30 protein-coding genes are annotated in these 26,477 nt (G+C 68.1%); 20 read left to right on the top strand and 10 right to left on the bottom strand.

What is annotated here, in order from left to right; all coding sequences use genetic code 11:
- Positions 1-173 precede the first annotated feature (173 nt).
- Complete coding sequence (gene thiL / locus ACQE3L_RS07255) at positions 174-1,064, bottom strand: thiamine-phosphate kinase (protein ID WP_426963102.1); 891 nt, start codon at positions 1,062-1,064, stop codon at positions 174-176.
- Between the two features lie 138 nt (positions 1,065-1,202).
- Here thiL and ACQE3L_RS07250 point away from each other — a divergent pair, with 138 nt between their 5' ends.
- Positions 1,203-1,658: a 30S ribosomal protein S19e gene (locus ACQE3L_RS07250; RefSeq protein ID WP_058366072.1), complete on the top strand. Its 456-nt coding sequence runs from the start codon at positions 1,203-1,205 to the stop codon at positions 1,656-1,658.
- A 136-nt stretch (positions 1,659-1,794) separates the two neighbouring features.
- Here ACQE3L_RS07250 and ACQE3L_RS07245 read toward each other — a convergent pair whose 3' ends face one another.
- Positions 1,795-1,980 carry a DUF7333 family protein gene (locus ACQE3L_RS07245; protein ID WP_426963101.1) on the bottom strand — a complete coding sequence of 62 codons (186 nt, stop codon included), beginning with the start codon at positions 1,978-1,980 and terminating at the stop codon, positions 1,795-1,797.
- A 739-nt stretch (positions 1,981-2,719) separates the two neighbouring features.
- On the opposite strand from ACQE3L_RS07245, the gene ACQE3L_RS07240 reads away from it, so the two are divergent.
- A complete protein-coding gene (locus tag ACQE3L_RS07240) occupies positions 2,720-3,619 on the top strand; it encodes a substrate-binding domain-containing protein (RefSeq protein WP_426963100.1) in 900 nt (299 codons plus the stop codon).
- Between the two features lie 180 nt (positions 3,620-3,799).
- Here the strand turns inward: ACQE3L_RS07240 and ACQE3L_RS07235 are convergent, their stop codons facing one another.
- A complete protein-coding gene (locus ACQE3L_RS07235; RefSeq protein ID WP_426963099.1) occupies positions 3,800-4,621 on the bottom strand; it encodes an IS5 family transposase in 822 nt (273 codons plus the stop codon).
- Positions 4,622-4,704: 83 nt separating this feature from the next.
- On the opposite strand from ACQE3L_RS07235, the gene ACQE3L_RS07230 reads away from it, so the two are divergent.
- From ACQE3L_RS07230 to ACQE3L_RS07220, 3 genes are all read left to right on the top strand, one after another.
- A complete protein-coding gene (locus ACQE3L_RS07230) occupies positions 4,705-4,923 on the top strand; it encodes a hypothetical protein (RefSeq protein WP_426963098.1) in 219 nt (72 codons plus the stop codon).
- A 21-nt stretch (positions 4,924-4,944) separates the two neighbouring features.
- On the top strand, positions 4,945-5,175 hold the full coding sequence (locus ACQE3L_RS07225; RefSeq protein ID WP_426963097.1) for a hypothetical protein: 231 nt from the start codon (positions 4,945-4,947) through the stop codon (positions 5,173-5,175).
- A gap of 78 nt (positions 5,176-5,253) precedes the next feature.
- Positions 5,254-5,469 (top strand): hypothetical protein, encoded by a 216-nt coding sequence (locus ACQE3L_RS07220; RefSeq protein ID WP_426963096.1) that lies wholly within the window; start codon positions 5,254-5,256, stop codon positions 5,467-5,469.
- A 220-nt stretch (positions 5,470-5,689) separates the two neighbouring features.
- Here ACQE3L_RS07220 and infB read toward each other — a convergent pair whose 3' ends face one another.
- Complete coding sequence (gene infB, locus ACQE3L_RS07215; RefSeq protein WP_426963095.1) at positions 5,690-7,480, bottom strand: translation initiation factor IF-2; 1,791 nt, start codon at positions 7,478-7,480, stop codon at positions 5,690-5,692.
- 207 nt (positions 7,481-7,687) lie between these two features.
- On the opposite strand from infB, the gene ACQE3L_RS07210 reads away from it, so the two are divergent.
- The 11 genes from ACQE3L_RS07210 (at position 7,688) to ACQE3L_RS07160 (ending at position 18,500) form a co-directional block, all read left to right on the top strand.
- Positions 7,688-7,933, top strand: a complete 246-nt coding sequence (locus ACQE3L_RS07210; protein WP_058366070.1) for a PRC-barrel domain-containing protein — start codon at positions 7,688-7,690, stop codon at positions 7,931-7,933.
- The gene (locus ACQE3L_RS07205; RefSeq protein ID WP_058366069.1) at positions 7,933-8,391 is read left to right on the top strand and encodes an NOB1 family endonuclease; all 459 of its coding nucleotides are present in this window, start codon (positions 7,933-7,935) and stop codon (positions 8,389-8,391) included. Before ACQE3L_RS07210 ends, ACQE3L_RS07205 begins: the two co-directional genes overlap by 1 nt.
- 111 nt (positions 8,392-8,502) lie before the next feature.
- On the top strand, positions 8,503-8,970 hold the full coding sequence (locus ACQE3L_RS07200) for a DUF5810 domain-containing protein (RefSeq protein ID WP_426963094.1): 468 nt from the start codon (positions 8,503-8,505) through the stop codon (positions 8,968-8,970).
- Between the two features lie 52 nt (positions 8,971-9,022).
- Positions 9,023-9,445, top strand: a complete 423-nt coding sequence (locus ACQE3L_RS07195; RefSeq protein ID WP_426963093.1) for a DUF5809 family protein — start codon at positions 9,023-9,025, stop codon at positions 9,443-9,445.
- Positions 9,446-9,555: 110 nt separating this feature from the next.
- Complete coding sequence (locus ACQE3L_RS07190; protein WP_426963092.1) at positions 9,556-10,119, top strand: J domain-containing protein; 564 nt, start codon at positions 9,556-9,558, stop codon at positions 10,117-10,119.
- 167 nt (positions 10,120-10,286) lie between these two features.
- The gene (locus tag ACQE3L_RS07185) at positions 10,287-12,011 is read left to right on the top strand and encodes a GTPBP1 family GTP-binding protein (RefSeq protein ID WP_426963091.1); all 1,725 of its coding nucleotides are present in this window, start codon (positions 10,287-10,289) and stop codon (positions 12,009-12,011) included.
- Positions 12,012-12,158: 147 nt separating this feature from the next.
- Positions 12,159-13,808, top strand: coding sequence for an ABC transporter substrate-binding protein (locus ACQE3L_RS07180; RefSeq protein ID WP_426963090.1), 1,650 nt, complete (start codon positions 12,159-12,161; stop codon positions 13,806-13,808).
- Between the two features lie 149 nt (positions 13,809-13,957).
- On the top strand, positions 13,958-14,953 hold the full coding sequence (locus ACQE3L_RS07175) for an ABC transporter permease (protein ID WP_426963089.1): 996 nt from the start codon (positions 13,958-13,960) through the stop codon (positions 14,951-14,953).
- Entirely contained in the window at positions 14,953-15,942 is a 990-nt protein-coding gene (locus ACQE3L_RS07170) for an ABC transporter permease (RefSeq protein WP_426963088.1), read from the top strand. The genes ACQE3L_RS07175 and ACQE3L_RS07170 overlap by 1 nt, the downstream gene beginning before the upstream one ends.
- Position 15,943: 1 nt before the next feature.
- Positions 15,944-17,128: an ABC transporter ATP-binding protein gene (locus ACQE3L_RS07165; RefSeq protein ID WP_426963087.1), complete on the top strand. Its 1,185-nt coding sequence runs from the start codon at positions 15,944-15,946 to the stop codon at positions 17,126-17,128.
- Positions 17,121-18,500 carry an ABC transporter ATP-binding protein gene (locus ACQE3L_RS07160; RefSeq protein WP_426963086.1) on the top strand — a complete coding sequence of 460 codons (1,380 nt, stop codon included), beginning with the start codon at positions 17,121-17,123 and terminating at the stop codon, positions 18,498-18,500. The genes ACQE3L_RS07165 and ACQE3L_RS07160 overlap by 8 nt, the downstream gene beginning before the upstream one ends.
- Positions 18,501-18,536: 36 nt before the next feature.
- On the opposite strand, the gene ACQE3L_RS07155 is transcribed toward ACQE3L_RS07160, so the two are convergent.
- The 5 genes from ACQE3L_RS07155 to ACQE3L_RS07135 all read right to left on the bottom strand — a co-directional run bounded on the left by ACQE3L_RS07155 (position 18,537) and on the right by ACQE3L_RS07135 (position 22,337).
- Positions 18,537-19,034, bottom strand: coding sequence for a DUF7974 family protein (locus ACQE3L_RS07155; RefSeq protein ID WP_426963085.1), 498 nt, complete (start codon positions 19,032-19,034; stop codon positions 18,537-18,539).
- Between the two features lie 150 nt (positions 19,035-19,184).
- On the bottom strand, positions 19,185-19,640 hold the full coding sequence (locus ACQE3L_RS07150; protein ID WP_426963083.1) for a hypothetical protein: 456 nt from the start codon (positions 19,638-19,640) through the stop codon (positions 19,185-19,187).
- 144 nt (positions 19,641-19,784) lie between these two features.
- Complete coding sequence (locus ACQE3L_RS07145; protein ID WP_426963082.1) at positions 19,785-20,705, bottom strand: FAD-dependent oxidoreductase; 921 nt, start codon at positions 20,703-20,705, stop codon at positions 19,785-19,787.
- Position 20,706: 1 nt separating this feature from the next.
- A complete protein-coding gene (locus tag ACQE3L_RS07140) occupies positions 20,707-21,900 on the bottom strand; it encodes an ABC transporter substrate-binding protein (protein WP_426963081.1) in 1,194 nt (397 codons plus the stop codon).
- A gap of 98 nt (positions 21,901-21,998) precedes the next feature.
- Positions 21,999-22,337, bottom strand: coding sequence for a cupin domain-containing protein (locus tag ACQE3L_RS07135; protein ID WP_426963080.1), 339 nt, complete (start codon positions 22,335-22,337; stop codon positions 21,999-22,001).
- 601 nt (positions 22,338-22,938) lie between these two features.
- On the opposite strand from ACQE3L_RS07135, the gene ACQE3L_RS07130 reads away from it, so the two are divergent.
- The 3 genes from ACQE3L_RS07130 (at position 22,939) to ACQE3L_RS07120 (ending at position 24,891) form a co-directional block, all read left to right on the top strand.
- Entirely contained in the window at positions 22,939-23,736 is a 798-nt protein-coding gene (locus tag ACQE3L_RS07130) for a ZIP family metal transporter (RefSeq protein ID WP_426963079.1), read from the top strand.
- 109 nt (positions 23,737-23,845) lie between these two features.
- The gene (locus tag ACQE3L_RS07125; RefSeq protein WP_426963078.1) at positions 23,846-24,388 is read left to right on the top strand and encodes a DUF5817 domain-containing protein; all 543 of its coding nucleotides are present in this window, start codon (positions 23,846-23,848) and stop codon (positions 24,386-24,388) included.
- A 137-nt stretch (positions 24,389-24,525) separates the two neighbouring features.
- On the top strand, positions 24,526-24,891 hold the full coding sequence (locus ACQE3L_RS07120) for a hypothetical protein (protein WP_426963077.1): 366 nt from the start codon (positions 24,526-24,528) through the stop codon (positions 24,889-24,891).
- Positions 24,892-24,906: 15 nt separating this feature from the next.
- Here the strand turns inward: ACQE3L_RS07120 and hmgA are convergent, their stop codons facing one another.
- Positions 24,907-26,121, bottom strand: a complete 1,215-nt coding sequence (gene hmgA, locus ACQE3L_RS07115) for a hydroxymethylglutaryl-CoA reductase (NADPH) (RefSeq protein WP_426963076.1) — start codon at positions 26,119-26,121, stop codon at positions 24,907-24,909.
- A gap of 119 nt (positions 26,122-26,240) precedes the next feature.
- Here hmgA and ACQE3L_RS07110 point away from each other — a divergent pair, with 119 nt between their 5' ends.
- Complete coding sequence (locus tag ACQE3L_RS07110) at positions 26,241-26,384, top strand: hypothetical protein (RefSeq protein ID WP_426963075.1); 144 nt, start codon at positions 26,241-26,243, stop codon at positions 26,382-26,384.
- The last annotated feature ends 93 nt before the right edge of the window (positions 26,385-26,477 follow it).

Below are 26,477 nucleotides of genomic sequence, written 5' to 3'. Positions count from 1 at the left end.
AGATTTTCGAGCAGCCAGCGTGCAGTGGCGCGCTGGCGACCTCGCGCGGTCGCGGCGACACAGGGTCGCCGCGGCGCGCGCCGACCGCACGGCACCGCACCGCCGGGAGTTTCAGAAAATCGAGGTGTCTGAATCGGTCTGCAACAGTAAGTATCGCGGTTCGGTAGTTCGGCTTATCCGCCGTGCGTGTAGCCCCGGTCGGGAAGGGGCTCGCCGTCGGCGGTCACGCCGGCTTCGGCCGGCTCGACCGTCCCGATCCGGGCGATCCGGGTCGGTGAGCGCTCTCGGATCGCGTCGAGCGCGCGCTCGGGTGCGGTGAAGACGAGTTCGAAGTCCTCGCCGAAGTGGGCCGCGAGTTCGAAGCGTTCCGTCGCGTCCGAGGCGACCTCCTCCACCGCGGAGTGGACCGGGACCCTCTCGCGGTCGACCGCGAACCCAACGTCGCTCGCCGCTGCGATCTGGTGGAGCGAGCGGGCCAGTCCGTCGGAGGAGTCCATCATCGCGCTCGCGCGGCCGGCGAGCACGCGACCGGCCGCCACGCGCGGGGCGAACCGGAACAGGTCGTTCGCGCGCTCCGTCTCCCCGGCTTCGAACAGCCGGAGGGCGGCCGCGGTCCGGCCCCACTCGCCCGTGACACAGACCGCCTCGCCGGGTTCGGCGCCGGTGCGGCGGACCGGCCCCGCACGCTCGTCCACCTCGCCGAACGCGGTCGTGGCGACGGTGAACTCCGAGTGTTCGTCGAGGTCGCCGCCGACGTATTCGGCCTCGACGGCCGCGCACACGTCCCGGGCGCCCTCGAGGAACGCCGTCAGCTCCTCCGGATCGAAGCGCTCGTCGGCGTACACCGCGACCGCGGCGGTCGCGGCCGCGCCCATCGCCGCCACGTCCGACAGCGAGGCGCCGACCGCGCGCCAGCCCGCGGTGTAGCGCGTCGTCCCGGCCGGGAAGTCCGTGCGCTCGTGGAGCATGTCGGTGGTGACGACGGTGTCGCCCACGACCGCCGCGTCGTCGCCCGCGTGTGGGAGGGTGGCGCCGATCCGCGCCAGCGCCTCGCGTTCGTCCATCGGGCCGGGGTTCGGCGGCGGCGGACTAAAAGGGGTCGGCACGCGGCCGGAATCCCGACGCTCCGGCCCTGTAAACCGTTCCCACGGTGCCTCCCGAATACGATGACTTTAAACGGCATGCGACGGAATTTGGCCTCAATGGTAACCATCTACGACGTCCCGGCGGAGGACCTCATCGAGGAGGCCGCCGCGCGACTGGAGGACCGCATCGAGGAGCCCGCGTGGGCCGAGTTCGCGAAGGCCGGCACCGCCAACGAACTCCCCCCCGAGCAGGAGGACTTCTGGTACGTCCGCTCCGCGAGCCTGCTCCGCAAGATCTCCAAGAGCGGCCCGGTCGGCGTCGAGCGCCTCGCCACCGAGTACGGCGGCAAGAAGCGCGGCTCCAACCGCTACATCGTCCGCCCCGGCGAGCACGCGGCCGGCTCCCGCAACGTCATCCGCACCGCGCTCCAGCAGCTCGAGGAGGAGGGCCTCGTCGAGACCGCGCAGGGCGAGGGCCGCCGCCTCACCGGCGAGGGCACCGCCTTCCTCGCCGAGGTCGCCGAGGACGTCTTCGAGGACCTCGACCGCCCCGAACTCGAACGCTACGCGTAGAGCGTTTTTCGCTTTTTCCGCAGGCTCGCAGTCGTGAGCGGCAGCGCCGTGTCGCGGTCGGGCCCGCACCGGCGTGGCCACTGGGAGTGGGAGCGCGTACAGAACCGTCGCGGTGACCGGTGCCCGGGCCGGGTCGTTACGAACCCGCGCGGAACTCGCCGTGCTTCATCCCGAGCAGGAAGGCGACGACGGAGAAGACGACCATCGAGGGCAGGACCATCATGAACACCGTCGAGGGCATCATCACGGCCGTGAGCGCGACGGACGCGACCGCGACGATCACGACGAGCGGAGCCACCGAGCGGGTGAAGTCGAACTCCATGGTCGCCGTTGGAACCGGACGGACAAAAACGGTCGAGTGGGTGACGGGCTCGAGAAGAATTGTTCTCGACTACTTCCCTCAGAAGCCAACGAACCGTGTATACAAACGTCAACACAACTAACGGGGGGGGGGGGGATAGCAAGGCGGTGGCAGGAGGTCAAAGCGCCGTGGAGCGGGCGCGCGGATTTTGCTGGCAAACGAGGTGGGGCCACGAATAGGGGGATCATCTCAGTTTATCCCGTCAAAACTGAGGTTTTGAGGACTCAGACGCCCGAATCGGCGTAACAGTATTAAGTGGCTCTGTTGAAATCCTATCTTCTCGACACCTTTCTTGCCAGAATAGTCCTTAGGCAGGTGGGACTGGTAGTTAGAGAAATCATCAGTTTCGATGGACAATTTATTCGAGCGTGCTGCATACAGGGCGCGAGTCGGTCAGGGTTGAGTGTGCGAACCAGGCGGTAGTCACACCCCTAATTATCCTTTTGGACGGTAGAACCGGAGCTGTTGGCTCTGATTGACCGATTAGCCAACGAGTTCTATATAGGGTTCTGAGCAACTTTTACACTCGGTGCGCGATCAGCGAAACCTAATGAGGTCTTCCTCGACGCCCTCCGTTTCGCGTCGGAACACGCTCGCCGCTAGTACCGCCCTCCTCGCGTCGCTTGCCGGCTGTGCGTCACTCTTCGATGATAGCTCATCGACAACGCCTGACGACTCACCGACAGCGGGGACGGTCACAATGAATGCACGAGACGAAGCGACCACCACGCCGCTGCACGTCCAGTCAGGATCGGAGTTCCACCGAGTGCTGCATGAAGCGGCTATCACGTGGAATCTGAACCCGAAAGTGTCGGACAGAAGTTGGGTAGCAGAACTCGACATCGCCTCGGACATACGACTAGCTGACTATTTCTGTCGACAGGAGGGACTGGAACCCACCGGTGAGCGGTCAACTCCACCGGTTCCGACTGTCATATCTCATTCTGATCCAACGGCTGTGGTCCGAGACCTCGCTGCTGACCGGGTTGATCTCGGTGCCACTGGGTACAAAACGACCGGAGCAATCAGCGAATCGCTTGCAATCGAGGACCAGTCGGTCAGTCATCCGGTTGCAACCGCCGGGAGTGCGTTCGTCGTCAGCCCTCCGATCATCGACAGCGGCGTGACATCGTTGCGGGCAGAGGAGTTGCGGGACATCTACGCGGGCAAGATAACGAACTGGAAGGAGGTGGGCGGTCCAGACAGAGAAATCAGGGTCATTGCTGGTCCCGATGCGAACCCCCCGCGCTGGCTTATGGACACGTTTTTTAACGGCGTTCCCGAGGCTGGCGTTGACGAACGCAGGGGGAGGGAGGCCACGCGGGTCAACAGAATAGAATCCCGGAACGACGCAGTCGGTGAGGTCCCCGTCGGTTTCGCCGTCTACGACACTCCCGTTTTGGACATCAGTGTTGATGGCACGCGTTTCAGCGTGAACGAGACGGGATATCCGGCGACGGTTGACCTCGCGTGTTATTCGTGGGGGGAGCCGAACCCGCAAGAGCGTGCGTTCGTCTCGTACCTCCAGTCGCCCGCCGGACAACGGTACGTCGACAGGTACAGGGACTTTCTCCCGCTCAATTGGCAAGCCGACTCTTGACTGATCCTGCCAATTTGACGATCGCTGTAACGTTGGACTCGACCCTGGCCATAGAACGAAAACTCAGAAGATAATCGCTAGAGTGGTTGCTGCATATCCCCTCTGAGCCGGTCACGACTCTTTTGACGAGAATCAGAAGGGTTCGACCCACTTGCTGTCTTGTTCATCGATATCCGCTGTTCAGAGTGACTTGTCGATGTTGTGAGTGAGACAGCCGACAACGAGTTCACGGAACTGCTTCCACCAGTATCGTGAGCGGACGAATGCGCCATATTTCCGTTTGAGGCTGGAGTTCACTGTCTCGTTCTGACTCCGTTGGCCGTAGAGGTCGGCGTCCAGCCGTGCATTCCACGCCTTGTGGAGCGACGAAAACTCTCGGTGCTTGATGAGGGGGCGAACATCAGCGTCACGGGCGAACGCGCGAACCTTCTGGTCGTCGTATCCCTTGTCACCGAGGAGAATCGCTACTTCATCGGTATTCCGCTTGATGAGCGACGGTGCAATTTGTGAGTCGTGTTTTCGTGTCGTCGTCACGTGTAAGTCGATTATGGCGTTTACTCTCGTGTCCACGAGAAGCGTAACTTTCAACTGCTGAATTGTCAACTTAGTTCGCTTCGTGTAGTGCTTCGAGGCATGACTGCGGTCGAACCCGGAAGCGTCTATCCCGACGACGCCGTTAGTAGGGAGAAGCGTGACCGAGAGGTTGAGAAGAACCCGCCACACAGCCATTTCAAGGCGGTTGAACGCCTTACACAACGTCGAAGGAGACGGGATTTCCTGAAGATTGAGGACGCTCCGAACCCGAGGCATTTCAATAAGTTCGTCAAGGAGCGTCCGGTACGTCGTATTCTTCCGAACCTTGAGACAGAGGAGGACGATGTGTTGATGAAGTGTGTACCGCCGTTTCGAGAATTTCGATGAGTAACGAGCGATAGCTCGCCGAGCCACGTGCATCGCTTGCTCAACGAACCGGAGTAACTGTGACTTCGGGAGGGCTTCCATGCGGTCAGACTACCGGGCGAACCTGTAACTCTCTGAGGATTTCAACAGAGCCTATTAAGTCATCACCCGCTCATACCAAGTGTATGACAGTACATTGGGGGAAGATAGCTGCGTTCGGGTCATTGCTCACAGTCCTTGCCGTGGCTCCGTTCCTGCTCGAGATGGGGAGTATACTGTCTAACGCGAGTATTCAGAGCGAAGATATTGAGAGTACGTATCGGATGATGAATCTCGCAGTGGGCGCGCTCAAGGCGTTGGTCCCGCTCACCCTTGGGGGCGTTCTCGTGTTCGCCTTCTTTTAATTTGCAGGGGAGATGGCATAGATGTCAGACTGGAACGACGCAGACGACTTGGTGACTGCCGTAGCCGTCTTAGTTGTGGGAGGCCCACTTCTCTATCTCACTCTGAATATTGGCGAATTGTCTTTCTCTGAAGCGTGGGCGGTAGGCGAGTACGTGATTCGGACGATCGCGGTCCCCACCTTCGGTTTGATTATCCTATTCTGGGCTCTTCTCAAGATGGGTCCGCTGGTGGATGTTTTCGCAGATTGGTGATGGTTCGCAACGATTAGTCGGCTCCACTTCCACCCCGCTAAGTCAAGATTTTTGAATTATCAATTTGTCGTTTGGAACATGGGAGGACTTGATATTGGGGGTGTGGCAAGTTGGTTACTTGCCGCAGGATTAGGATTAGGAATCCTGTGGGCAGTTAATGAGGGTATGCTGAGAACTCAATACAGTTTGGGGTCCACGTCGGTCCCGATGGAGAACCTTGGACTGATTATTTTCCTCGCGGCGATTGGACTGGGAGCGTTCTATTTCCTGAAAGACGTTGGGCGGAAATTGTAGCGACGTTTCGTCCGCGCATATTCACTCCTACCCCTACGCGAGTAGGGACCCGTCCGCTCTGTGATCTTGACGGGGGACCTTTTGGGGTGGTGTCGATCGGGTTCGATTGACGCGCAAGAAGTGGCGAAGCGGCTACCTATCAGGTTGGTAGAGTAGTCTGGCGGGTTTGACACCAACTATCGGCTAAAGCGCCCGAATCTGTGTAGACTACACAAAATCTCTACTTCCCCCAGAAGGGGTCCCGCTTGCGCCGCGTGTCGAGGTAGCTCGTCAGTGCCTCCAACTCGTCGGCGGTAATCTCGTCTTTCAGCTCCTGTTCGAGGATCTTCGCGTGCTTCTCGGGGACCTCGGTCCAGAGGGTGTCGCCCTCCTCGATGCCGCGGCCGACGGTCGGGCCGTCGATGGCGACGCTGACGCGCTCGCCCGCGCGGGCTTCGTCGACGTCCTCGCCCTGCTTCTGGATGCCGGAGAGCTGGCCGACGCGGTCGAACTCGTTGCCCTCGAACTTCCCAACGTTGCGGTTGTTCTGGAGGGTGCCCGAGAGGACCTCGACGCCGACGACCGCGGGGTCGTTCTGCCGGAAGGTGTGGTCCGGGAGGATCCGGACGCGCGCGGGGCGGACGATCTTGTCGAGGACCGTCTCCTGCTGGGCGCGCTTGCGCTCCTCGACGAACGTCTCGTAGTCCTCGATCAGCTGGTAGATCACGTCGTCGGTGAACAGCTTCACGTCCGCGGCCTCCAACTCGTCGCGGGCGTTCGACAGCAGGTCGACGTTGAACCCGAGGATGGCCTTGTGCTCGTCCTGGTTGGCGGTCTCCGCGATGGCCACGTCCCGCGGCGCGATGTCGCCGACCTCCGCGCGGAGGATGGGGACCTCGGCCTCCTCGAGGGCGTTCGCCATCGCCTCGAGGCTGCCGAGCGTGTCGGCCTTCACGACGACGCCGTCCTCCTCGGTCTCGACCTCGATCTCCGCGAGCTCGGCTTTCACCTCCTTGATCACCTCGGCCTCGGTGCGGTCGCGGACGACGCGGACGGGCGCGCCCGCCATCGCGTCGTCGAGGTCCGGCGCGGCGATCTTCACGCCGGCCGCGGCGCCGACCTCCTCGACCGTCTCGAACTGCTTCTCCGTGCGGATCTCCGCGAGCGGCTGGGGCTGGAGCAGCGCGCGCACCTCCGTCACGATGGGGTCGCCCTGCCCGCCGACGACGACCGTGTCGCCGGTGCGGATCACGCCGTCGTACATCACGGCGTCGACGGTGGCGCCGAAGCCGCGCTCGTCTTTCACCTCCAGGACGGTCCCCTTGCCGGGACCCGCCACGTCGATGGCCATCTCCTCCTTCATGAACCGCTGGGAGAGGCCCATCAGGACGGTCAGCAGGTCCGGGACGCCCTCGCCGGTGATCGCGGAGACCGGGACGACGCCGATGTTCTTCTGGAAGTCCTGCACGCGCCAGTAGAGGTCCGCGGAGAAGCCGTTGTCCGACAGCTGGCCGATGATCTGGTAGAGGTTCTCGTCGAGCATCGACTGCGCGCGGTCGGACTGGGCCTCGTAGGTGGGCTGGATCGGCTCGCCCTCGTTGGGGTTCCAGCCGGGCGTGGTGTCGATCTTGTTGGCGGCGACGACGAAGGGGGTCCCCGTCCGCCGGAGGATGTCCAGCGCCTCTTCGGTCTGGGGCTGGAAGCCGTCGTTGACGTCGACGACGAGCACCGCGATGTCCGCGAGCGCGCCGCCGCGGGCCCGCAGCGTGGAGAAGGAGTGGTGGCCCGGCGTATCGATGAACAGCAGGCCGGGGAGGTCGAAGTCCTCCGGCTGGACGAGTTCGCCCGCCATCGAAGAGATGGTCGCGAGGGGGATGTCCGTCGCCCCGATGTGCTGCGTGATCGCGCCCGCCTCGCCCTCCGAGACGGCGGAGCCGCGTATCTTGTCGAGTAGACTGGTCTTGCCGTGGTCGACGTGCCCGAGCACGGCGACGATTGGCGTTCGTAGCGTGTCCGCGTGTGTGTCTGCCATCGAAGGTCACCCCGAGAAATCGGTCGTTACCGGGAGGAATCGCGGGCGGCAGTTAAGCCTTTCAGAACGGCGGTCGCGCAGCGATCGGACCGATCCCGGGTGCGGCGGCCGGCTTCCGCGCTCCCGGTCGGTCCGCCCCCGCGCGGCGTGTGCCGCCCGTCGGACGCCCCCGTGGCGTTTAAGACGGTCGGCCGGGTTCGTTCGGACATGGCAGACATCCTCGCGGAGAACCTCTCCGGCAAGGCCGTGATGGGCGCGGACGGTACCGAACTCGGCGACCTGTACAACATCACGATGAACCTCAAGTCGGGCGAGCTCCACCACCTGCTCGTCACCCCGAACGACCAGTTCGACCCCGCGCGGTCGAGCTTTCAGGTCGACGAGCGGGGGCGGATGCTCGTCCCCGTCGGCAACGTGCAGGCGGTGAAGGACTACATCGTCGTCGGCCGCTGATGCGGGTCCTCGACGCCTCCGCGTTCATCCACGGCCACGACCCGGACGGACCGACGGCCTCCATCCCGGCGGTGAAGGAGGAACTGGAGGGGGGGCACGCGCTGCGGTTCGACGCCATGGAGGGGGGCGGCATGACCGTCCACATCCCCGACGAGGCCTCGCTCCGCCGGATCACCCGCGCCGCCGAGGAGTCCGGCGACGCGGACGTGCTCTCGGAGACGGACCGCCGCCTCGTCGCCGCCGCCTTCGAGCTCGACGCGACGCTCGTCACGGACGACTACGCGATGCAGAACGTCGCGGAGCGGCTCGACCTCGACGTGGAAGTGATCGCCCGCGACGGCATCACGGAGGAGCGCGAGTGGCAGTGGCAGTGTTTCGGCTGCGGTCGCGTCTTCGACGAGGAGAAGGACCGGTGTCCGATCTGCGGCAGCGAACTTACGCGCAAGAACCCCTCGTGAGCGGCGCGGTTCCCGGCCCTCGTCCGCGGACCTTTTTCTGACCCCTGAGGGCTCGGTCGCGGACCGCGGACGACGGGTTGAAGCGGCCGGCGCGCGGACGTGCGGACGAACATGGGCTACGCGTGTCCGGTCTGTGACCTGCCGCAGCGCGACGGCGAGCACCTCGCGCACCACCTCGCGTTCACGGCGATGCTGCACGGCGACGACCACGAGACGTGGCTCGACGAGCACGCCGACGCGTGGAGCGACAGCACCCCGGCCGAACTCGCGGGCGAAGTGACGCCGCACGCCGAGGAGGTCGAGACCGAGGACGGGGACGGTCACGACCATCAGCACGGCCACGGGCAGGGTCACGGGCAGGAACCGGGTCGCCCCGACGTCGGCCCCCTCGGCGGCGGAGCGGGCGGGCTCGGCGCCGGCGGCACCGGGCGCGGCGCGGGGGCCGCGTCGGGGGGCCCCGGCCGCGACGACCCCGAGGTCCAGCAGGTCCTGCGGGAAGCGCGCGAGTTGACCGAGCGGATGCTCGACGACGGCGACGGGGCGGACGACGACGCTTCCGGGAGCGAAGACGACGCCTGACTGTCCGCTTCGGAGCGGAAACCCCTTCCCGCCGCCGGTCGGATCCGGGGACATGGAGACGAATGGTTCGTTCGCTCCGGCGACCGTGGAGGAGGCGCGCGACCGCTACGCGGAGGCCGGCGAGGCGGCGCAGGTGGTCGTCCGAGAGACGGCGAAGGCGATGGGCTTCGACGGCGAGGAGTACGACGAGCGCGTCACCGGCGAGGTTATCGAGACCGCCCGCGACGCGCTGTTCGCGTCGCTTCTGACCGTCCACGTCGCCGACCGCGAGACGTTCGAGGCGTGGCTCGACGAGCGGCCGTTCACCGAGGGGGACGTGACGGTGCTCGGCTCCGAACACGTCGACAACGTGGTCTGGCACGCCGCGCCGTTCGCCGACGCGGTCGTCGCCGCCACCTTCCAGAACGAACCGGACGCGGCCGCCGGTACGCTCCGGCGGAACGCCTTCGGGCGGATCTACCGGGACGCGCTGTAGCGCTCGGTCGGCGGACTGACGGCCCGTCGGACGACGCGTTTCGACGCACTTCGACGACGGGGACGGCGTCTCGGCGGGACGCTTACGGCGCTTCGCCCCCAACGGAGACCGTGCTCTCGAACGAGCGGGTGGTCGTGGGGCTCGCGGCGACGTTCGCGGGGCTGACGGCGGTGCTTCTGGTCGGCGGGCTCGCGATCAGCCCGGTGATGCTGGCGGTCGCGGTCCCGTTCGCGCTCGCGACCTACTTCCTCTGGTACCACGCCAGCGGCCGGCTTCGGGCCCGGGTCCGGCGGCAGGCGACGGGCGCATCCGCGCGGGATCGCGCGCGAGCCCGGCAGCGAGCCAGGGCCGCCGAGAACCGTCGCGCGGCGTTCACCGGCAGCCGGGCGGACCCGCGCGGGCGACAGTCCCGCGAGCGCCGACGGGACGGGCAACGCCGGAGCGGCCGTCGCGACGGACGCCGCGACCGGGCCCCGCCGGCCGACGGCGGTCCGACGGTCCGCGAGGCGTACGCCACGCTCGACCTCTCGGCCGACGCGGACGAGGCGGCCGTCAAGCGCGCGTACCGCGAGAAGGCGAAGGAGCTGCACCCCGACGCCGCGGGCGGCGACGAGGAGGCGTTCAAGGAGCTCAACGCCGCCTACGAGCGCTTACAGGAACGGTCGCGGGCGTAGCGCGGTCAGGGCGTCCTCCGGGAACACGCCCGACGCGAGAGCGCTCCCTGCCGCTCCCGATCGGTCCGGAGCGTTCCTCACCACTTTCGACCGATCCGGACTGCCCCCGTGCCGTGGGGACACACCCCACGAAAACCGTTATACGTGGTCCTCGCCTACGAGCGCCCATGAGCGCTGACCGGTCCGCCATACGGGGGGCCATCGAGCGCGGGGAGCAGGACGGCGGCGCCGTCGAGTTCAAGGAGCGGCTCTCCCGCGAGGTTCACCTCGCGGACGGGCGGATGGAGTCGCTCGTGGCACAACTCCGCCACCGCGTCCTCTCCGGGGACGGGGAGGCGACGTACGTGCTCGGCGTCACCGACGACGGCGGGATCGCCGGCGTCCCGCCGGAGACCTTCTCGGAGACGATGGACGTGCTCTCGGTGCTGGCCGAGGAGGCCGACGCGCACATCCACGACGTCGACACGTGGAGCGTCGGCGACGTGCGCGAGGGCGGTGACGGCGGCGAGAGCCCGACGGAGGGGATCGTCGGGCTCGCCACGGTTCGCGAGGGCGGCGTGCTGGAGACGGACGAGGACCACCTCGTCGTCGGCACCGCTGGCCACGTCGACCACGGCAAGTCGACGCTCGTGGGGTCGCTCGTCACCGGAGACGCGGACGACGGCGACGGCGCGACGCGCGGCTTCCTCGACGTGCAGCCCCACGAGATCGAGCGCGGGCTCTCCGCGGACCTGTCGTACGCCGTCTACGGCTTCGAGGACGGCGAGGACGGCGGGAACGCGGAGTCTGCGGGGGAGTCCGCGGGGGTGCCCGCCGCTGACCCCGTGCCGGTCCGCATGGACAACCCGCACCGCAAGACCGACCGCGCGGGCGTCGTCGAGCGGGCCGACCGGCTCGTCTCGTTCGTGGACACCGTGGGCCACGAACCGTGGCTCCGCACGACGATCCGCGGGCTGGTAGGCCAGAAGCTCGACTACGGCCTGCTGGTCGTCGCGGCCGACGACGGGCCCACCAAGACGACGCGCGAGCACCTCGGCATCCTGCTGGCGACCGAGCTTCCGACCGTGGTCGCGGTCACCAAGACCGACGCCGTGAGCGGCGAGCGCGTCGACGCGGTCGAGCGTGAGGTCGAGTCGATGCTACGGGAGGTCGGGCGCACGCCGCTCCCGGTCGAGCGCCACGGCGTCGCGGCCGCGGCCGACGAGATCGGTGAGTCGGTGGTCCCCGTCTTCCGGACGAGCGCGGTGACCCGGGAGGGACTGGACGACCTCGACCGGCTGTTCGCGGCGCTCCCCAAGCGCGCGACGCCCGAGCGCGCGTCGTTCCGGATGTACATCGACCGGACCTACAGCGTGACCGGCGTCGGCGCGGTCGCGTCTGGCACCGTGAACTCCGGCGCCGTCGAGGCGGGCGACGAACTGCTGTGCGGCCCCATGCCCGACGGGAGCTTCCGGGAGGTGGAGGTCCGCTCGATCGAGATGCACTACCACCGCGTCGACCGCGCGGCGGCCGGCCGGATCGTCGGGATCGCGCTGAAGGGCGTCGACGAGGCGGAACTGGAGCGCGGCATGGTGCTCGTCCCGCGGGAGGAGAACCCGCCCGCAGTCCGGGAGTTCGAGGCCGAGGTGATGGTGCTCAACCATCCGACCCGGATCCGCGACGGCTACGAGCCGGTGGTCCACCTGGAGACGATGAGCGAAGCGGCCGAGTTCTCCCCCGAAGGCGGTCGACTGCTGCCGGGCGACACCGGCCAGGCCACGGTCCGGTTCAAGTTCCGACCCTACCTCGTGGAGGAGGGACAGCGGTTCGTCTTCCGTGAGGGGTCGAGCAAGGGCGTCGGCACCGTCACGTCCGTCACTCCGCGGTCCGGTCCCGTGAACGCGGACGACTGAGGGGGCGGCCCGTCCCGCGACGGCCCCACGGCGATCGACAGGAGTGTACATTTCTGATCTTTTTCCACCGTTAGATCGCCGACCTCGGATGGAGATCCATGAACGATTTGCGAAATCCTTATTATATAGAAAGGAAACCGGCATAACATGCGGAAGTCACGCATGGACAACGTTACGAGGCGGAAGTTGCTCGCGAGCGGAGCCGCGCTGTCGTCGACGGCGCTGCTTGCGGGTTGTACCGGTGGAGACGACGGCGGTTCCGGCGGCGGAACCGGCACCGAGGACGGCTCGGGCGGCGGGAACGGCGGGAGCGACCTGCCCCAGCAGGAGCTCTACTTCGGTCAGGTGAAGGGCGCGCTGGACATGGACCCCATCGTCATCAACGACGTGCCGTCCGCGCAGATCGCGGGCCAGATCTTCGACGGCCTCTACGAGTACGGCGAGGGCGTCAACATCGAGCCGAAGATCGCGGCCGAGCAGCCGACCGTCGAGCGCGACGGGACGCGATACATCGTTCCGCTCCGCGAGAACGCGGAGTTCCAGAACGGTGACGCGGTCACCGCGGAAGACGTCATCCACACGATGACGGCACCGGTCGAGGAGGAGACCGAGAACGCCTCCGAGGTCGACATGATCGACACCGCGGAGGCCGTCGACGAGCACACGGTCCAGTTCGACCTCAAGTACCCCTACGGCGCGTTCAACACCGCGATGGTCCGGAACGTCGTCAACGCCTCCGTCCGGCAGGAGGACACCGAGGCGTACAACCAGGACCCCGTCGGCTCCGGCCCCTTCGACCTCGTCGAGTGGGAGCCCGAGAACTTCGCGACCGTCGAGCGGTGGAACGACTACTGGGACGAGGAGGCGGGCGTTCCGAACATCAAGACCATCGAGTTCGACCCGGTCGAGGAGCAGACGACCCGCGTCACCGAACTCGAGACGGGGAACCTCGACATCATCGAGACGATCCCGCCCCAGCTGTACGAGACGGTTCGGAACAACGAGAACGCGAGCATCTCGGAGGCGCCGGGCGTCGGCTACTTCTACCTCGCGTTCAACTGCGGCGAGGGTCCGACGACCGACCCCGTCGTTCGCGAGGCGGTCGACTACTGCTTCTCGATGGACCAGGCCATCGAGAACTTCGTGAAGCCCTCGGGCGTCCGGCAGGTCAGCCCGTACCCGGCCTCCATCTCCGAGGAATGGGACTTCCCGGTCGACGAGTGGGGCGAGATCAGCCACGACCAGGACATCGAGCAGGCACAGAGCCTGTTCGAGGAAGCCGGCGTCAGCTGGGACTACGACTGGCGCATTATCGTCCCGCCGGACGACATGCGCGAGCAGATCGGCATCTCCCTCGGGGACGGCCTGCAGAACGCCGGCTTCGAGAACGTCCAGGTCCAGCGGCTCGACTGGGGGACCTTCACGGACGCGTACACCAGCGGGAACGAGGAGGACTTCAACATGTACACCCTCGGCTGGTCCGGCTCCCCGGACCCGGACGCGTTCGCGTACCACCTGCTGAGCCAGGAGACCGAGGGCGTGACGAACGGCACCTTCCACAACTACGACGAGGCGTCCGCGAAGCTCACGCAGGCGCGTGAGTCGGCCGACCGCGAGGAGCGGCGCCAGCTCTACATCGAGGCGACGACGACGCTTCTGGAGGGCCGCGTCCACATCCCGGCGTACAACCTGAACAACTCCTACGGCGTCCGTAACAGCGTCGAAGGCTTCAGCTCGCACCCGATCTCGACGCAGGTCCAGATCTTCACGGACCACAACAACGTCTCCGTCCAGTAGTCGCGACGGCGACGTTTCCCGGTTTCCGGCTCTTTCCCGCCGATTTCGCGGGAACCGAAAAGCAACCTATTTATTTGCGGATTTGCGACAGTCCGACAGCCGCAGCGACTTCAACGACTATGATACATGTTCACAATGGGGTGGTCTAGATGAGCCTCCTCCGATACAGCCTGTGGCGACTCACGCAGGCCGTCCCCGTGCTCATCGGGATCATCACGATCACGTTCTTCCTCGCGAACCAGATTCCCGGCGACCCGGTCGAGATCATGCTCGGCCCCACGCCGGCGCAGGAACAGGTCGAGGCGATACGGGCGAAATACGGGCTCGACCGGCCGGCCCACGAGCGGTTCATCGCGTACCTCTCGGGCGTCGCGACCGGCGACCTCGGCACGAGCATCTACTACGACCGCCCGGTGCTGGAGATGATCCTTCTCCGGCTCCCGGTCACTATGCTGCTCATGCTGTCGGCGTTCGCGTTCGCCGTCGTCACGGCGATCCCGCTCGGCGTCATCTCCGCGAAGCGCCGCAACGAGCCGGCCGACCACATCTCCCGGTTCGTCTCGCTCATCGGCGTCTCGACGCCCTCGTTCTGGATCGGGCTGGTGCTGATCATCGTGTTCGCGTTCCACCTCGGGTGGTTCCCCGCTCGGGGGCTGGTGCTCCCGTGGGCGAACCCGGTGGACGTCCGCGGCGCCGCGACGCGGGTGGAGGTGCTCCGGCAGTCGGCCCACCACCTCTTCCTGCCGATGATCGCGCTCGGAACGCTCCAGATGGCGCAGATCACCCGGATCGAGCGCTCCTCGATGGTCGACTCGCTGCAGGGCGAGTACGTGAAGCTCGCGCGGGCGTACGGCGTCCCCGAGTCGACCATCGTGCGCAAGCACGCCTTCCAGGTGGCACAGCTCCCCGTGATCACCATCGTCGGCCTCGGCCTCTCGACGGCGCTCGGTGGCGCGGTGCTGACCGAGACGGTCTTCGAGATCCAGGGCATGGGCCGGCTGATCATCACGGCGATCAACAACCAGGACTACGAGCTGATCATGGGGACGACGTTCATGTTCGGCGTCGCGTACGTGGTGGGGGTCATCATCACGGACATCGCGTACGCCTACCTCGATCCCCGCGTGACTTACGGTGACGACTGATGGGTGCCACGAATCCAGACACGGACGACGCCAGCGCGGAGGGCGCCGACGAGCCCGCGGAGGGTGCCGGCGAGGTCGAGGCCCGCGTCGGGCTCAGATACACGCTCGCACAGGTCAAACGCGACACGACCGCCCGGATCGGGATCTACATCGTCGGCTTCATGACGGTCGTGGCGGCGTACGCCGCGGTCGACTACTACATCTTCGACTACGCGATCGCGGAGGCGATCATGTACAACCCCGAGACGGACCCCGAGGAGGTCCGCCGGCTCCTCCCGCCCATCGGCATGGAGAACCAGTTCGGGCAGGGCGTGCTCGAACACCCGCTCGGGACGGACCACCGCGGCCGCGACCTGCTGACTCGGCTGGTGTACGGCACTCGCGTGGCGATGACCGTCGGCTTCATGGCGACGAGCATCGGGCTCGTCGGCGGCACCCTCATCGGCGCGGTCTCCGGCTACTACGGCGGCTGGATCGACGACGTGCTCCAGCGCGTCACGGAGACCGTCTACGCCATCCCGTTCCTCGTGCTGGTCATCGCGTTCATGACCGCGTTCGGGCGCGACCTCCGGTTCGCGATGATCGGCGTCGGGATCACGGCGATCCCGGTGTTCAACCGCCTCATCCGGTCGCGGGTCGTCTCGATCCGCGAGGAGGACTACATCGAGGCCGCCCGCGCCGCGGGCGTGAAGGACCGCAACATCATCCTGCGCCACATCATCCCGAACAGCTTCGCGCCGGTGCTGGTGCAGGCGACCCTGCAGGTCGGCGTGAGCATCCTCATCGTCGCCGGCCTCTCGTTCCTCGGCTTCGGCGCGCAGCCGCCCACCCCCTCGTGGGGACAGATGCTGTCGGTGTCGCGGGGGTACATGCTCCCCGCACCGACGTTCAGCGTCTGGCCGGGGCTGGCCATTCTGATCACCGTCGTCGGCTTCAACATCCTCGGCGACGGCCTGCAGGACGCACTCGACCCACGGATCAACAACTGACATGACCGAACCACTACTCAGCGTCGAGAACCTCAAGACGCAGTTCTTCACGGAGGACGGCACGGTGCGTGCCGTCGACGGCATCTCCTTCGACGTCCACGAGGGCGAGATCGTCGGGCTCGTCGGCGAGTCCGGCGCGGGGAAGTCCGTCGCCACCTCCAGTATCCTGCGGCTCGTCGAGAGCCCGGGCGAGGTCGTCGACGGCGAGATCACCTTCAAGGGCGAGACCCTGTTCGGGCTCGAGGAAGGCCCGGACGGCGAGCCACAGCCCAGCGAGGAGATGCTCTCCGAGGAGGAGATGCGCGACGACATCCGCGGCAACGAGATCGCCATCATCTTCCAGGACCCCATGGAGTCGCTCAACCCCGTCTTCACCGTCGGGGGCCAGCTCCGGGAGTTCATCGAGCTGAACCGGGACCTCTCGACGAAGGAGGCCGAGCAGGAGGCGATCGACATGCTCCGGGAGGTCGGCATCCCGGACCCCGAGAACCGCTACGACGAGTACCCCCACCAGTTCTCCGGCGGGATGCGCCAGCGCGTGCTGATCGCGATGGCGCTCGCCTGCCAGCCGGACCTGATCATAGCGGACGAGCCGACGACCGCGCTCGACGTGACCGTCGAGGGGCAGATCCTCGAACTCGTCGAGGAGCTCCAGGAGAAGTACGGCACCTCCTTCATCTGGGTGACCCACGACATGAGCGTCGTCGCGGAGATCTGCGACCGCGTCAACGTCATGTACCTCGGGGAGATCATCGAGCAGGCGGACGTGGACGACCTGTTCTACGACACCAAACACCCGTACACGCAGGCGCTGCTCGACTCGATGCCCCGACCCGACGAGACGGTCGAGGAGCTGAACCCGATCAAGGGCGTCATGCCCGAAGCGATCAACCCGCCCTCCGGCTGTCGGTTCCACTCGCGGTGTCCGGAGGCGCGCGAGGTCTGTACGCGCGTCCACCCGGAGCCGCGGACCGTCGCCGAGGACGCGGTCGCGGACGCGGACGCGCCCACCGAGGCGGCGGTCGCGGACGCCGCCACCGAGGAGGGCGAGCGCCCGCACACGGTCGCGTGCGTGAAGTACGACGCCTTCGACGTGGGATACGACTCGAGCGAGCCCCTCGAGACGGAGGCGACCGGCGGCTTCAGCGCCGGCCTGACGGACACCGGAGGTGAGGCGGATGACTGACGAGCTGGCGTCGGCCGGCGACGTGGCCGAGGGCGAGCCGCTGGTCGAGGTGCGCAACCTCAAGAAGTACTTCGACAACGACAGCGGGCTCCTCGGCGGGGTCGACGTCTCGACGGAGTTCCCGTTCGTCGAGCGCAACCCCACCCACGTCCAGGCCGTCGAGGACGTGAGCTTCGACATCAAGAAGGGCGAGACGCTCGGGCTCGTCGGCGAGTCCGGCTGCGGGAAGTCCACGCTCGCGCGGACCGTCCTCCAGCTGCTGGAGTCGACCGACGGGGACATCTACTTCAAGGGCGAGGACCTCACCGAGCTGAGCGGCGAGGAGCTGCGGACCAAGCGGAAGGACATGCAGATGATCTTCCAGGACCCGCAGTCGTCGCTGGACCCGCGGATGAAGGTGGGCCCCATCGTCGAGGAGCCGATGAAGGCTCACGACATGCTCGACGAGGAGGGGCGCGAGGAGCGCGCCAAGGAACTGCTGGAGAAGGTCGGGCTCGACCCCCAGCACTACAACCGCTACCCGCACGCGTTCTCGGGCGGGCAGCGCCAGCGCGTCAACCTCGCGCGTGCGCTATCGGTCAACCCGGACTTCATCGTCTGCGACGAACCGGTCTCCGCGCTCGACGTCTCCATCCAGGCGCAGGTGCTCAACACGATGCGGGACCTGCAGGAGGAGTTCGACCTCACCTACCTGTTCATCGCGCACGACCTGAGCGTCATCCGCCACATCTCCGACCGCGTGGCCGTGATGTACCTCGGGCAGATGGTCGAACTCGCGGACAAGGAGGAGCTGTTCGAGAACCCCAGCCATCCCTACACGCAGGCGCTCCTCGACGCCATCCCCGCGCCGGATCCGCGGGCGGGCGGCCGCACGGCCGTGCTGAAAGGCGACGTGCCCTCGCCTATCGACCCGCCGTCCGGCTGTCGGTTCCGGACGCGGTGCCCGTCGCTGATCCAGCCCGAGGAGTACGACGTGGACGACGCGACGTGGCGCGACCTCGTCGAGTTCCAGCGCGCAGTGAAGCGCCGCGCGTTCGAGACGACGAACCGCGAGGAGCTCCGCCGGCGCTACTTCGACGGGGACGAGCCGGGCGGCGAGGCGGGCGACGTGCTCGCGGAGGCGCTCGGCCACATCTCCGTCGAGGAGTGGGACGAGGCCGAGGCCCTCCTCACCGAGTCGTTCGCGGAACAGAGCGTCTGCGCGACGGAGGAGCCGGCCTACGAGATCGATGCGGAGTACGGTGACAGCCGCCACTACGCGGCGTGTCACCTCCACCGCGACGACGCGACCGCCTCCGGCGGCGACGCCGGCGTCGGCGAGGGCGTCACGAGCGACGCGGCCGTCGACGAGACGGCCGAGCCGGCCGACTGAGTCGCCCTCGAGGGGGTTCCTGTCGCCAAGCCTTCGTCACTCGATCCGCACGGTCGTCGAGTCCTCGATCCGCGCTCGGCCGCCGTCGACCGACAGGAACGCGGTGACGGTGTGGTCACCCGGTGCGACCGGCTCGGCGCGGTCCAGCCCGGTAGCTTCGCTCCGCCGGATCGTCCCGTTCCACACGGCGGTCGCGGTCTTCGACTCGCCGGCGCGGAACGGGAACGTGAGCGGCGACGCGGAGACGTAGCGACGCTCGTCGGTCGCCTCCAGGAGTCCGTCGACCTCCCAGCCCCACCGCCGGCTGGTGGGCGTGGGGACCTCGACAGGCACCGGGAGCCGGTTCCGGAAGGTGACCGTGATCTCGACCGGGTCGCCGACCGCGTACGTGTCGCGGTCCGTCTCGACGGAGACGACGACCGCGCGCCGTGCGAGGCCGGTCGGGACGACCTTCGCGAGCGTCCGCGTCAGGTAGTTGGTCGTCTCGTCGAACCCGGTCCTGTCCGTCTCGTCGGTGTGGCGTTGCTGGACCATGGTCGGGAGTGCGGGTCGCCGGTCGACCGCGCGATGGTTGTTCCAGCTACCGGCTCCGAGGACTTTCGTCTGTCGGTTTTCGGGGCGGCGGTCGGGATCGGAACTCGGGGGCCTGACTCGGAAGGAGCGGACTCAGAGAGGACCGACGCCTCACGTCCCGCTTCGCCGTCGCCAGACGGTCTTCGCGTAGCCGACCCCGCCCCCGACGAACAGGCCGAAGAAGACGAACGCGGGCAGCAGCATGATCGCCTGCGTGATCGCGGTCGCGACGTAGCCGGCGAAGACCCACGTCGCGGCGACGAACTCGAACTGCGCCGAGACGGCGGCGGCGTACGTCAGGAACGACAGCAGGTAGACGCAGCCGCCGAGGACGCCCGCGAGCGGCGCGTCGACCCAGCCGGCGTCCGGTGCGGTTAGCACGGCCGCGACCGCGGGGCCGGCCATCCCGACCACGAAGACGGCGGGCCGCATTCCCGACGCGAAGCCGACGAACGCGAGCAGCGCGACCGCCTGCACCACCGCACCGTAGATCACGGGACGCCGAACGTGGTCGCGCAGCCGGCTACTCGCCGCGCGGCTGCGAACGACCGCAGGGAGGGTACTCACGGGCGTTTGTCTCGATGGAACGACAAAACGATTGCGGAGATGTGAGGCGGCGTTTAGCCGAGCCGACGTCGCGCAAAGACGAGCCCCTACGACCGACCTTCAGCGGTACTCGGCTCGGCGTGACGGGCGCATTCGCGACCTGGGTTAGGTGGCTTCCGAGAGGTGCTCGCGGATCGTCTCCTCGTCCAGCGCGTCGAGCACGCGGTCGGTGCCGACCGTCTCCACGAAGCGTTCGAGGCCGCGCTCGGCCAGTTCCTCGACCTCCTCGGGCGTCCGCCGCGTCTCGAACGCGCGGTCGATGTAGCGCTCGCGGCGCTCGCGGTGTTCGGGGGTGTCCGTCTCGCCCTCGGTCTCGTTGTCGAACCACTCGCGCCAGCGGTCGCGATCGGCCCACTCGCCCGAGAACTCCGCGTCCTGACGGAGCCAGTCGTAGTGGTCGACCACCTCGCCGGAGAATCCCGCCTCGCGCCGGCGGTCCGCGATCAGGCCGCGCGCGACGTGCGCGCCGTTGCCGGCGGCGACGACCGCCTGCGCGCTCCGGGCGTCCGCGGGCGAGGCGACGTAGAGCCCCGCCACGTCCGTCCGGCCGTCCGCGTCCGGGTAGGTCGGGTCGAAGCGCTCCTCCACCTCGCCGTGATGCTCCTGTTCCGTGAACATGTCGCCCTCGTCGAGCGGGCGCAGGTAGGAGCCGTCGTACCACGAGGCGGCCACGACGCTCTCGGCCGTGACGGTCGTGCCCGCGTCGGTCTCGACGGCGAACCCCTCCTCGGTCCGGTCGACGCGCTCCACCAGTTCCGCCTCGATGGTCGCGCCGGCCTCGCGGACGTGCTCGTCGAGGAGGTCGCGGAAGGCGTCGACCGGGATCCCGCCCGGGAAGCCGGGGTAGTTCTCCAGGTACGCACAGCGCGGGAGCGCCGCGTTGCCGCGGTCGAACACCAGCGTGTCGAGGCCGTACCGCGCGGTGAAGATGGCGGCCGCGCTGCCGGCCGGTCCGCCGCCAACGATCACCACGTCACGGTCGGCGGCGGACCCCTCCCGATCGCTCTCGGCTTCGGCGTCGCTCACGTCAGAACTCCCCGTTGACGATGGCGGCGACGCGGTCGCGGTCGAACAGTTCCTCGCCCCCGAACGCGTCGGGGTACAGCGCCTGCGCGGCGCGTTCGAGTTGGAACAGGTGGACGATCGGCCCCTGGTAGGTGACGCCGCCGTAGATGACGCGGTCGTTCTGTACCGCGGTCAGCTCGCTGGCCACGTCGTGCGACTCCAGGTGCGAGCGGATCTGCTCGTCGAAGTACTCCGGGGTGATCTCGCCCTGCAGGCGCACGGCGAGCGCGTCGGGATCGATCTCCAGCAGGGTCTCGTAGTCGATCGTCGCGCCGCCGGCCTGCGCGTCGGTGATCCCGTGGACCGCGAGCGCGTCGTCGACGCCGAGGTCGCGCCAGTGCTTGGACTGGGTCCCCTCGCCGATCAGGTACGGGTAGTACGACTCCGGCGGGACCTGCTCGGGGTAGACGACCGCCACGTCCGGGCGGTCCTCGGGGAGCCGCGACTCCACGTCCGCGATGACCTCGTCGTGGTAGGACGCGAACGCCTCGTACCGCTCGCGCTCCTGAAAGACTTCCGCGAGCTTCTCGAAGGCCTCGTAGAGGTCGTAGTACGGGTAGTCGTGCCAGTCGTAGACGTGGGAGAATATCGTGTTGCCGAGGAACGGCCCGACGTTCTCGTCGATCTCGGCGACCTCGTCGCGGCTCCACTGCAGCCGGTTGACCATGAAGTTCGGGTCGATGACGTGGACGTCCGCGTCGAGCTCGTAGAACGCCTCCTTGTCGGTGCCGTTCTGCCACAGCTCCACGAGCGACTCCTCGTCGACGGAGACGCCCGGCAGCTCCTCGTAGAGGTGCGACGCGAACCGCGCCTTCACGCCGACCGCCGCGAGCCCGTCCGCCTGCCCGAGCGCGACGCCCATGTCGGCGTAGTCGCCCGTGTACGGGAACCACGTCTCCGGGACCGACTCGAACGACACGGTCCCGACCGGCTCCATCGTCACGTCGTAGGCGGCCTCGTCTCCCCCCTCGCCGTCGGCCTCGGTCGCCGTCTGCGGCGTCTCGGTAGCGTCGGTCGCGGTCGGGTCCGCGGACTCCGTCCCCGCCGGTCCGTCACTGTCACCGGTGCAGCCCGCGAGTCCGCCGGTCGCGATGGCCCCGCCGTAGGCGAGGTACCGTCTGCGCGTCGGTCCGTCGGTGCTGTCGTCTGACGACATATGTTTTAGGCTTGCCTAAACGCCTATATCGGTTCCGATTCACGGAGAACCGTGGCGGAGCGCGGCCGGGAATCGGGCGCGCCGCCCGCGGGGCCGTCTCAGTCCTGCCAGTCCGGGTTCAGCCGCGGCGGCGAGAAGATGTCGTAGCCCTCGACGGGGACCTCCGTGTCGTTGCGCGCGGCGTGCGGCTCGCCGCCCGGGATGACGTAGGAGTCGCCCTCGTGGACCAGCAGTTCCTCGCCGTCGACGAGGAACGTGAGCGTGCTCTGCGTGATGACGCCCGCCTGCTCGTGCTCGTGGCTGTGGACGGGCACCTCCGCGCCGGGCGCGATCGTGAACCCCTGCACGCTCGTCTCCTCGCCGGCCGCCTCCTGCGTGAGGTGGACGCCAGGGACCGCCTCCACCGGCTCCGTCTCGTCCTCATGTACGATGTCCATACGGGTGGAGGGAGGCGGGACGTCATAAAGCTCCGGGCGCGAACGGGGACCCTACTGGTCCGGACCGCGCCAGTCGGAACGTCCCGGCAGCCTCTCTATGTAGCCTTTTTCTGTAACTGCCGTTGATCCTGCTGGTCTGGTCAGCAACGCCCGGAAAGCCCCAGTCGTCTCTCCCTACTACTGATCGGGATCTGGTGCAGGTGCTGCTGATCTTGACAGCAACATCCAGAAAGCCCCAGCCGGATCGATCAGGCTGCCCCTTTCAGTCCCACCCACCGCACCGCGACCGCACCGCAACCGCCCCGCGACCGCACAGCAGCCTCGCACCTCCCCAACCTCGGCCGCGGGCCGGCCGCGGAACAGCACCGCACCGCAGGCGGCCGGCCCGCGACCTCCCTCGCGCGGTCGCGGCGACACGCTCCGCGGTCGCCGCGGCGCGCGCCAACAGCACAGCACCGCGACCGCACCAGCACCGCGGCCGCACCAGCACCACCCTGCACACCGCCGCCGGCCCGCGAGGGCAGACCCACCGTAAGGTTCCGGTCCCGTGCACCGCGACCACCGGGGCTTTATCGGCGCGCGCCGAAGCCCGATCCGAACCGTGGCCTTCCTCGAGAACCTCCTGCTGGTGACGCTCGCGGGGCTCGTCACCGCGCTCGCGACCGGTCTCGGCGCGATCCCGTTCTTCTTCGTCCGGGACGTGAACAACCGGCTGAACGTCGTGCTCTGGGGGTTCTCCTCCGGGATCATGATCTCCGCGTCGCTGTTCGGCCTGATCCGGGAGGGGCTCGCGGAGGGGACGCCCGCGGAGATCGCCGTCGGCATGGCCGCGGGCGTCCTGCTCGTCGTGCTGGCCCACAACGTCATCACGAACGCGGAGGTCGACCCGCGTCAGTACGAGGAAGCGGACTTCAAGAAGCTGCTCCTGATCCTCGGCGTGCTCACGGTCCACAGCTTCCCGGAGGGGATCGCGGTCGGCGTCTCGTTCGCGGACCTGGGCATCGAGGGCGGGACCCCCATCGTCGGGTTCACCGTCCCGGTGCTCGCGGTGTTCATGACCGTCGCCATCTCGATCCACAACGTCCCGGAGGGGACCGCGATCTCCATCCCGCTGCGGGCGATGGGCGTCCCGCGCTGGAAGATGGTCTGGTGGGCGGTCTTCTCCAGCCTGCCTCAGCCGATCGGCGCGGCGATCGCGTTCACCTTCGTCCGCCTCGCGCGGGAAGTCCTCCCGTACGGCTTCGGGTTCGCCGCGGGCGCGATGATCTACCTCGTGCTCACGGAGTTCGTCCCGGAGGCGATGGAGCGCGGCGCGGAGCTTTCGAGCGGCGGCAAGCCCGAGTTCGTCGGCGGCGCGGTCGCCGGCGCGCTGCTGATGGTCCCGCTGAACTTCGTCTGACTCCGCCGACCACCGCCGGCCGACGGGACCACCGCCGAGCCGTCGGCCGGCGAGACAACCGTCGCCGCCCTCCCGAGGGTTGAAAGCCGTTGCCGCGAAACGTCCGTCCATGTACGCGGTCGTCGGCTGCAACGAGTGTGCGACCATGTGGCTCGTGACGGACCCCGAGACGAGCGAGACGGCCCAGTGCCCCCGATGCGGGAAGACCCACCGGACGGCGAAACTGAAGCGGTTCTTCGAGTCCGAGGACCGGACGGCCGCCCAGCAGGCCCGGTCGGCGCTGCTGGCCAAGAAACACGACGCCAGCGAGGCGTTCGCGGAGGTCGACCACGTCGCGGACCTGGAGGAGCGCGTCGACGAGGCGGGCGTCGGCGACGAGGAGTACCTGGAGGCGTCGGGGCTCGACACGGACGCGGTCGCGGCGGCCGGCGAGCGCGCGGAGCGCGGCGAGGGACGGTCGAGCGGTGACTCGCGCTCGCGGACGGAGATCGTCCGGAACGCCGTCGAGGAGGCCGAGGATCCGACCGCGGAGGCGGTCGTGGACCGCGCGAGCGAGCACGGCGTTCCCCCCGAGCGCGCTCGCGAGATCCTGGATCGACTCACGCGACGGGGCGAGCTCTCGGAGTCGCGCGGCCGCTACCGGGTGCTGTAGCAGGGGCGACGCTTCCGGACGGAGCGGTCGGCGGAGCCGCCCTGGACGAATCGGTCGGCGGCCCGGCTCCGAACAGACGCGCGGCACGCGTGCGTCTGACTCACGTTTATGCTCTGTCCGTGTGTATCGTTACCACGATGATCGGCGGGCGTCGGGCGCTGGCGCTTGCGGGCGCGGTCCTCGGAGCGGCGCTGCTCGGCGGGAGCGCGGCCGCGTTTTTGGATCCGGCGCCGACCGCGGTTTCGCTCGTCCGGTGGGCGCTCGCCGTCTGCGGCGTCGCCTTCCTCGCCGCGGCCGCCGCGTACGCGCGGGACGGGTACGGGATACAGGCCGGAACGCATCTGCTCGCCGGGGTGGGATTCGTCGTCGTCGCCGCCGTCCCGGAGGGCCTCGGCGCGCTGATCGGCCTGTCGTGTCTGGGGACGGGCGGGGTCCTGCTGGTGCGCGACGTGATCGGGCGGCGCATCCCCCGGTCGCGCACCGGACCGTCGGGTCGACGGTGAGGAACGCCGGCGCCGTCAGCGCCCGAGGTCCGCGTGCGCGGAGGAGAGGTGCCGCGAGCCGAGCGCCGACAGCAGGGAGAGTTCGCCCGCGAGCGCGCCGGTCGCGATTGCCTCCGCGAGCGCGTCCGCGTTCGCACCCGCCGGGTCGCCGCCGCCGCGGACGCCCAGGACCTCCAGCCCCTCGGCCTGCGTGGGGAGTTTCGTCCCCCCGCCGACGGTCCCGACCTCGAGGCTGGCCAGCGAGACGGAGACGTAGAGGTCGCCGTCGTCGGTCACCTCCGCCGTGGTGATGGCGTTCGCCCCCTCGACGACCTGCGCCTCGTCCTGGCCCGTCGCGAGGAACATCGCCGCCACCGCGTTGGCGACGTGCGCGTTGAAGCCGAGCGACCCGGCCTTCGCGGAGCCGACGAGGTTCTTCCGGGTGTTGATCTCCGCGACCGCGCCGGGCGTCGTGTGGAGTCGCTCCTCGACGACCTCTCGGGAGATCGTGGCGTCCGCGGTGACCGAGCGCCCCCGTCCCTCGACCGCGTTGACCGCGGCGGGCTTCTTGTCCGAACAGAGGTTGCCCGAGAGCGCGACCAGCGAGGCGCCGGTCTCCGCCTCCACCACGTCGCAGGCCTCGCCCGTGGCGATGGTGGCCATGTTCATCCCCATCGCGTCCTTCGTGTCGTAGCGGAACCGCAGGTAGACGTTGTTGCCGACGACGTACGGCGTCACGTCGAGCAGCTCGCCGTGGCTCGTGGTCGCCTCCGCCGCCTCGCGCAGGGCCGCCTCGTTGTCGCGGACCCACGAGACGAGCGCCTCGGCCTCGGCCACGTCCGCGACGCGGAAGACCGGCGCGCGCGTCATCCCCGACTTGGTGACGCGCGCGGTCGCGCCGCCGGCGGCGTTGATGACGGAGCAGCCGCGGTTGATCGAGGCGACCAGGGCCCCCTCGGTGGTCGCCATCGGGAGGTATCGCTCGCCCGAGAGCGCGCCGCCGTCGATCCGCACCGGCCCCGCGACGCCCAGCGGTACCTGCACCGCACCGACCATGTTCTCGATGTTGGGGTCGGCGTCGGCGGCGTCGAAGGCGTACGCGCCCGCCGTCTCGAGGTCGGCGCCGGACTGCTCGGCGACGATCAGGCGGCGGGCCGCGGTCGCGGTGTCGGCGTCCGCGTGCTCCTCCAGTTCGTGCAGGCGCAGGTCGCCCTCGCGCACGCGAGCGGCCAGGTCCTCGGCGGTGGTCATGCGCGAGTGTGGTTCCGGCGACCGTTAAGGCGTGTCGGTTCGCGGGACCGGTGCGGTGGCCCCTCCCGGTGTCGGTCCGGGTCGCTACCTTCAAGGTCTCCCTGGGGGACTCAAGGGGTATGGTGCTCGACTTCCTCGGCGACGAAGACGCGCTCACGTGGCGGCGGGCGGCGATCATCGGCTTCACCTTCATCGCGCTCGTGGTGCTGGCGGGCGTGGGACTCGTGGTCTTCCGCGGCGCGTTCGAGGGCGGACTCTTCTGAGGGCGGCCCGACCTCGCGGCGCGGTCCGGCAACGGCCGCCCGCTTCCCGAACCGCCCGCTTCCCGAACCGTTAACCTCCGTGGCCTCCGCCCC

This window comes from Haloparvum alkalitolerans (assembly GCF_050122995.1).
GTDB lineage: Archaea > Halobacteriota > Halobacteria > Halobacteriales > Haloferacaceae > Haloparvum > Haloparvum alkalitolerans.
The sequence above is the reverse complement of the archived record's forward strand: the minus strand, read 5'-3'. Positions and strand labels throughout refer to the sequence as shown.

Excerpts from the sequence above, each read along its gene's own strand:
- ACQE3L_RS07125 (WP_426963078.1), top strand. The coding sequence starts at position 23,846 with ATGTACGCGGTCGTCGGCTGCAACGAGTGTGCGACCATGTGGCTCGTG.
- ACQE3L_RS07185 (WP_426963091.1), top strand. The coding sequence starts at position 10,287 with ATGAGCGCTGACCGGTCCGCCATACGGGGGGCCATCGAGCGCGGGGAG.
- ACQE3L_RS07235 (WP_426963099.1), bottom strand. The coding sequence starts at position 4,621 with ATGGAAGCCCTCCCGAAGTCACAGTTACTCCGGTTCGTTGAGCAAGCG.
- ACQE3L_RS07205 (WP_058366069.1), top strand. The coding sequence starts at position 7,933 with ATGCGGGTCCTCGACGCCTCCGCGTTCATCCACGGCCACGACCCGGAC.
- ACQE3L_RS07165 (WP_426963087.1), top strand. The coding sequence starts at position 15,944 with ATGACCGAACCACTACTCAGCGTCGAGAACCTCAAGACGCAGTTCTTC.
- ACQE3L_RS07240 (WP_426963100.1), top strand. The coding sequence starts at position 2,720 with ATGAATGCACGAGACGAAGCGACCACCACGCCGCTGCACGTCCAGTCA.
- ACQE3L_RS07160 (WP_426963086.1), top strand. The coding sequence starts at position 17,121 with ATGACTGACGAGCTGGCGTCGGCCGGCGACGTGGCCGAGGGCGAGCCG.
- ACQE3L_RS07210 (WP_058366070.1), top strand. The coding sequence starts at position 7,688 with ATGGCAGACATCCTCGCGGAGAACCTCTCCGGCAAGGCCGTGATGGGC.
- ACQE3L_RS07220 (WP_426963096.1), top strand. The coding sequence starts at position 5,254 with ATGGGAGGACTTGATATTGGGGGTGTGGCAAGTTGGTTACTTGCCGCA.
- ACQE3L_RS07155 (WP_426963085.1), bottom strand. The coding sequence starts at position 19,034 with ATGGTCCAGCAACGCCACACCGACGAGACGGACAGGACCGGGTTCGAC.
- ACQE3L_RS07175 (WP_426963089.1), top strand. The coding sequence starts at position 13,958 with ATGAGCCTCCTCCGATACAGCCTGTGGCGACTCACGCAGGCCGTCCCC.
- ACQE3L_RS07120 (WP_426963077.1), top strand. The coding sequence starts at position 24,526 with ATGATCGGCGGGCGTCGGGCGCTGGCGCTTGCGGGCGCGGTCCTCGGA.
- ACQE3L_RS07245 (WP_426963101.1), bottom strand. The coding sequence starts at position 1,980 with ATGGAGTTCGACTTCACCCGCTCGGTGGCTCCGCTCGTCGTGATCGTC.
- infB (WP_426963095.1), bottom strand. The coding sequence starts at position 7,480 with ATGGCAGACACACACGCGGACACGCTACGAACGCCAATCGTCGCCGTG.
- thiL (WP_426963102.1), bottom strand. The coding sequence starts at position 1,064 with ATGGACGAACGCGAGGCGCTGGCGCGGATCGGCGCCACCCTCCCACAC.
- ACQE3L_RS07250 (WP_058366072.1), top strand. The coding sequence starts at position 1,203 with ATGGTAACCATCTACGACGTCCCGGCGGAGGACCTCATCGAGGAGGCC.
- ACQE3L_RS07140 (WP_426963081.1), bottom strand. The coding sequence starts at position 21,900 with ATGTCGTCAGACGACAGCACCGACGGACCGACGCGCAGACGGTACCTC.
- ACQE3L_RS07195 (WP_426963093.1), top strand. The coding sequence starts at position 9,023 with ATGGAGACGAATGGTTCGTTCGCTCCGGCGACCGTGGAGGAGGCGCGC.
- ACQE3L_RS07180 (WP_426963090.1), top strand. The coding sequence starts at position 12,159 with ATGCGGAAGTCACGCATGGACAACGTTACGAGGCGGAAGTTGCTCGCG.
- ACQE3L_RS07135 (WP_426963080.1), bottom strand. The coding sequence starts at position 22,337 with ATGGACATCGTACATGAGGACGAGACGGAGCCGGTGGAGGCGGTCCCT.
- ACQE3L_RS07225 (WP_426963097.1), top strand. The coding sequence starts at position 4,945 with ATGTCAGACTGGAACGACGCAGACGACTTGGTGACTGCCGTAGCCGTC.
- ACQE3L_RS07110 (WP_426963075.1), top strand. The coding sequence starts at position 26,241 with ATGGTGCTCGACTTCCTCGGCGACGAAGACGCGCTCACGTGGCGGCGG.
- ACQE3L_RS07230 (WP_426963098.1), top strand. The coding sequence starts at position 4,705 with ATGACAGTACATTGGGGGAAGATAGCTGCGTTCGGGTCATTGCTCACA.
- ACQE3L_RS07200 (WP_426963094.1), top strand. The coding sequence starts at position 8,503 with ATGGGCTACGCGTGTCCGGTCTGTGACCTGCCGCAGCGCGACGGCGAG.
- hmgA (WP_426963076.1), bottom strand. The coding sequence starts at position 26,121 with ATGACCACCGCCGAGGACCTGGCCGCTCGCGTGCGCGAGGGCGACCTG.
- ACQE3L_RS07170 (WP_426963088.1), top strand. The coding sequence starts at position 14,953 with ATGGGTGCCACGAATCCAGACACGGACGACGCCAGCGCGGAGGGCGCC.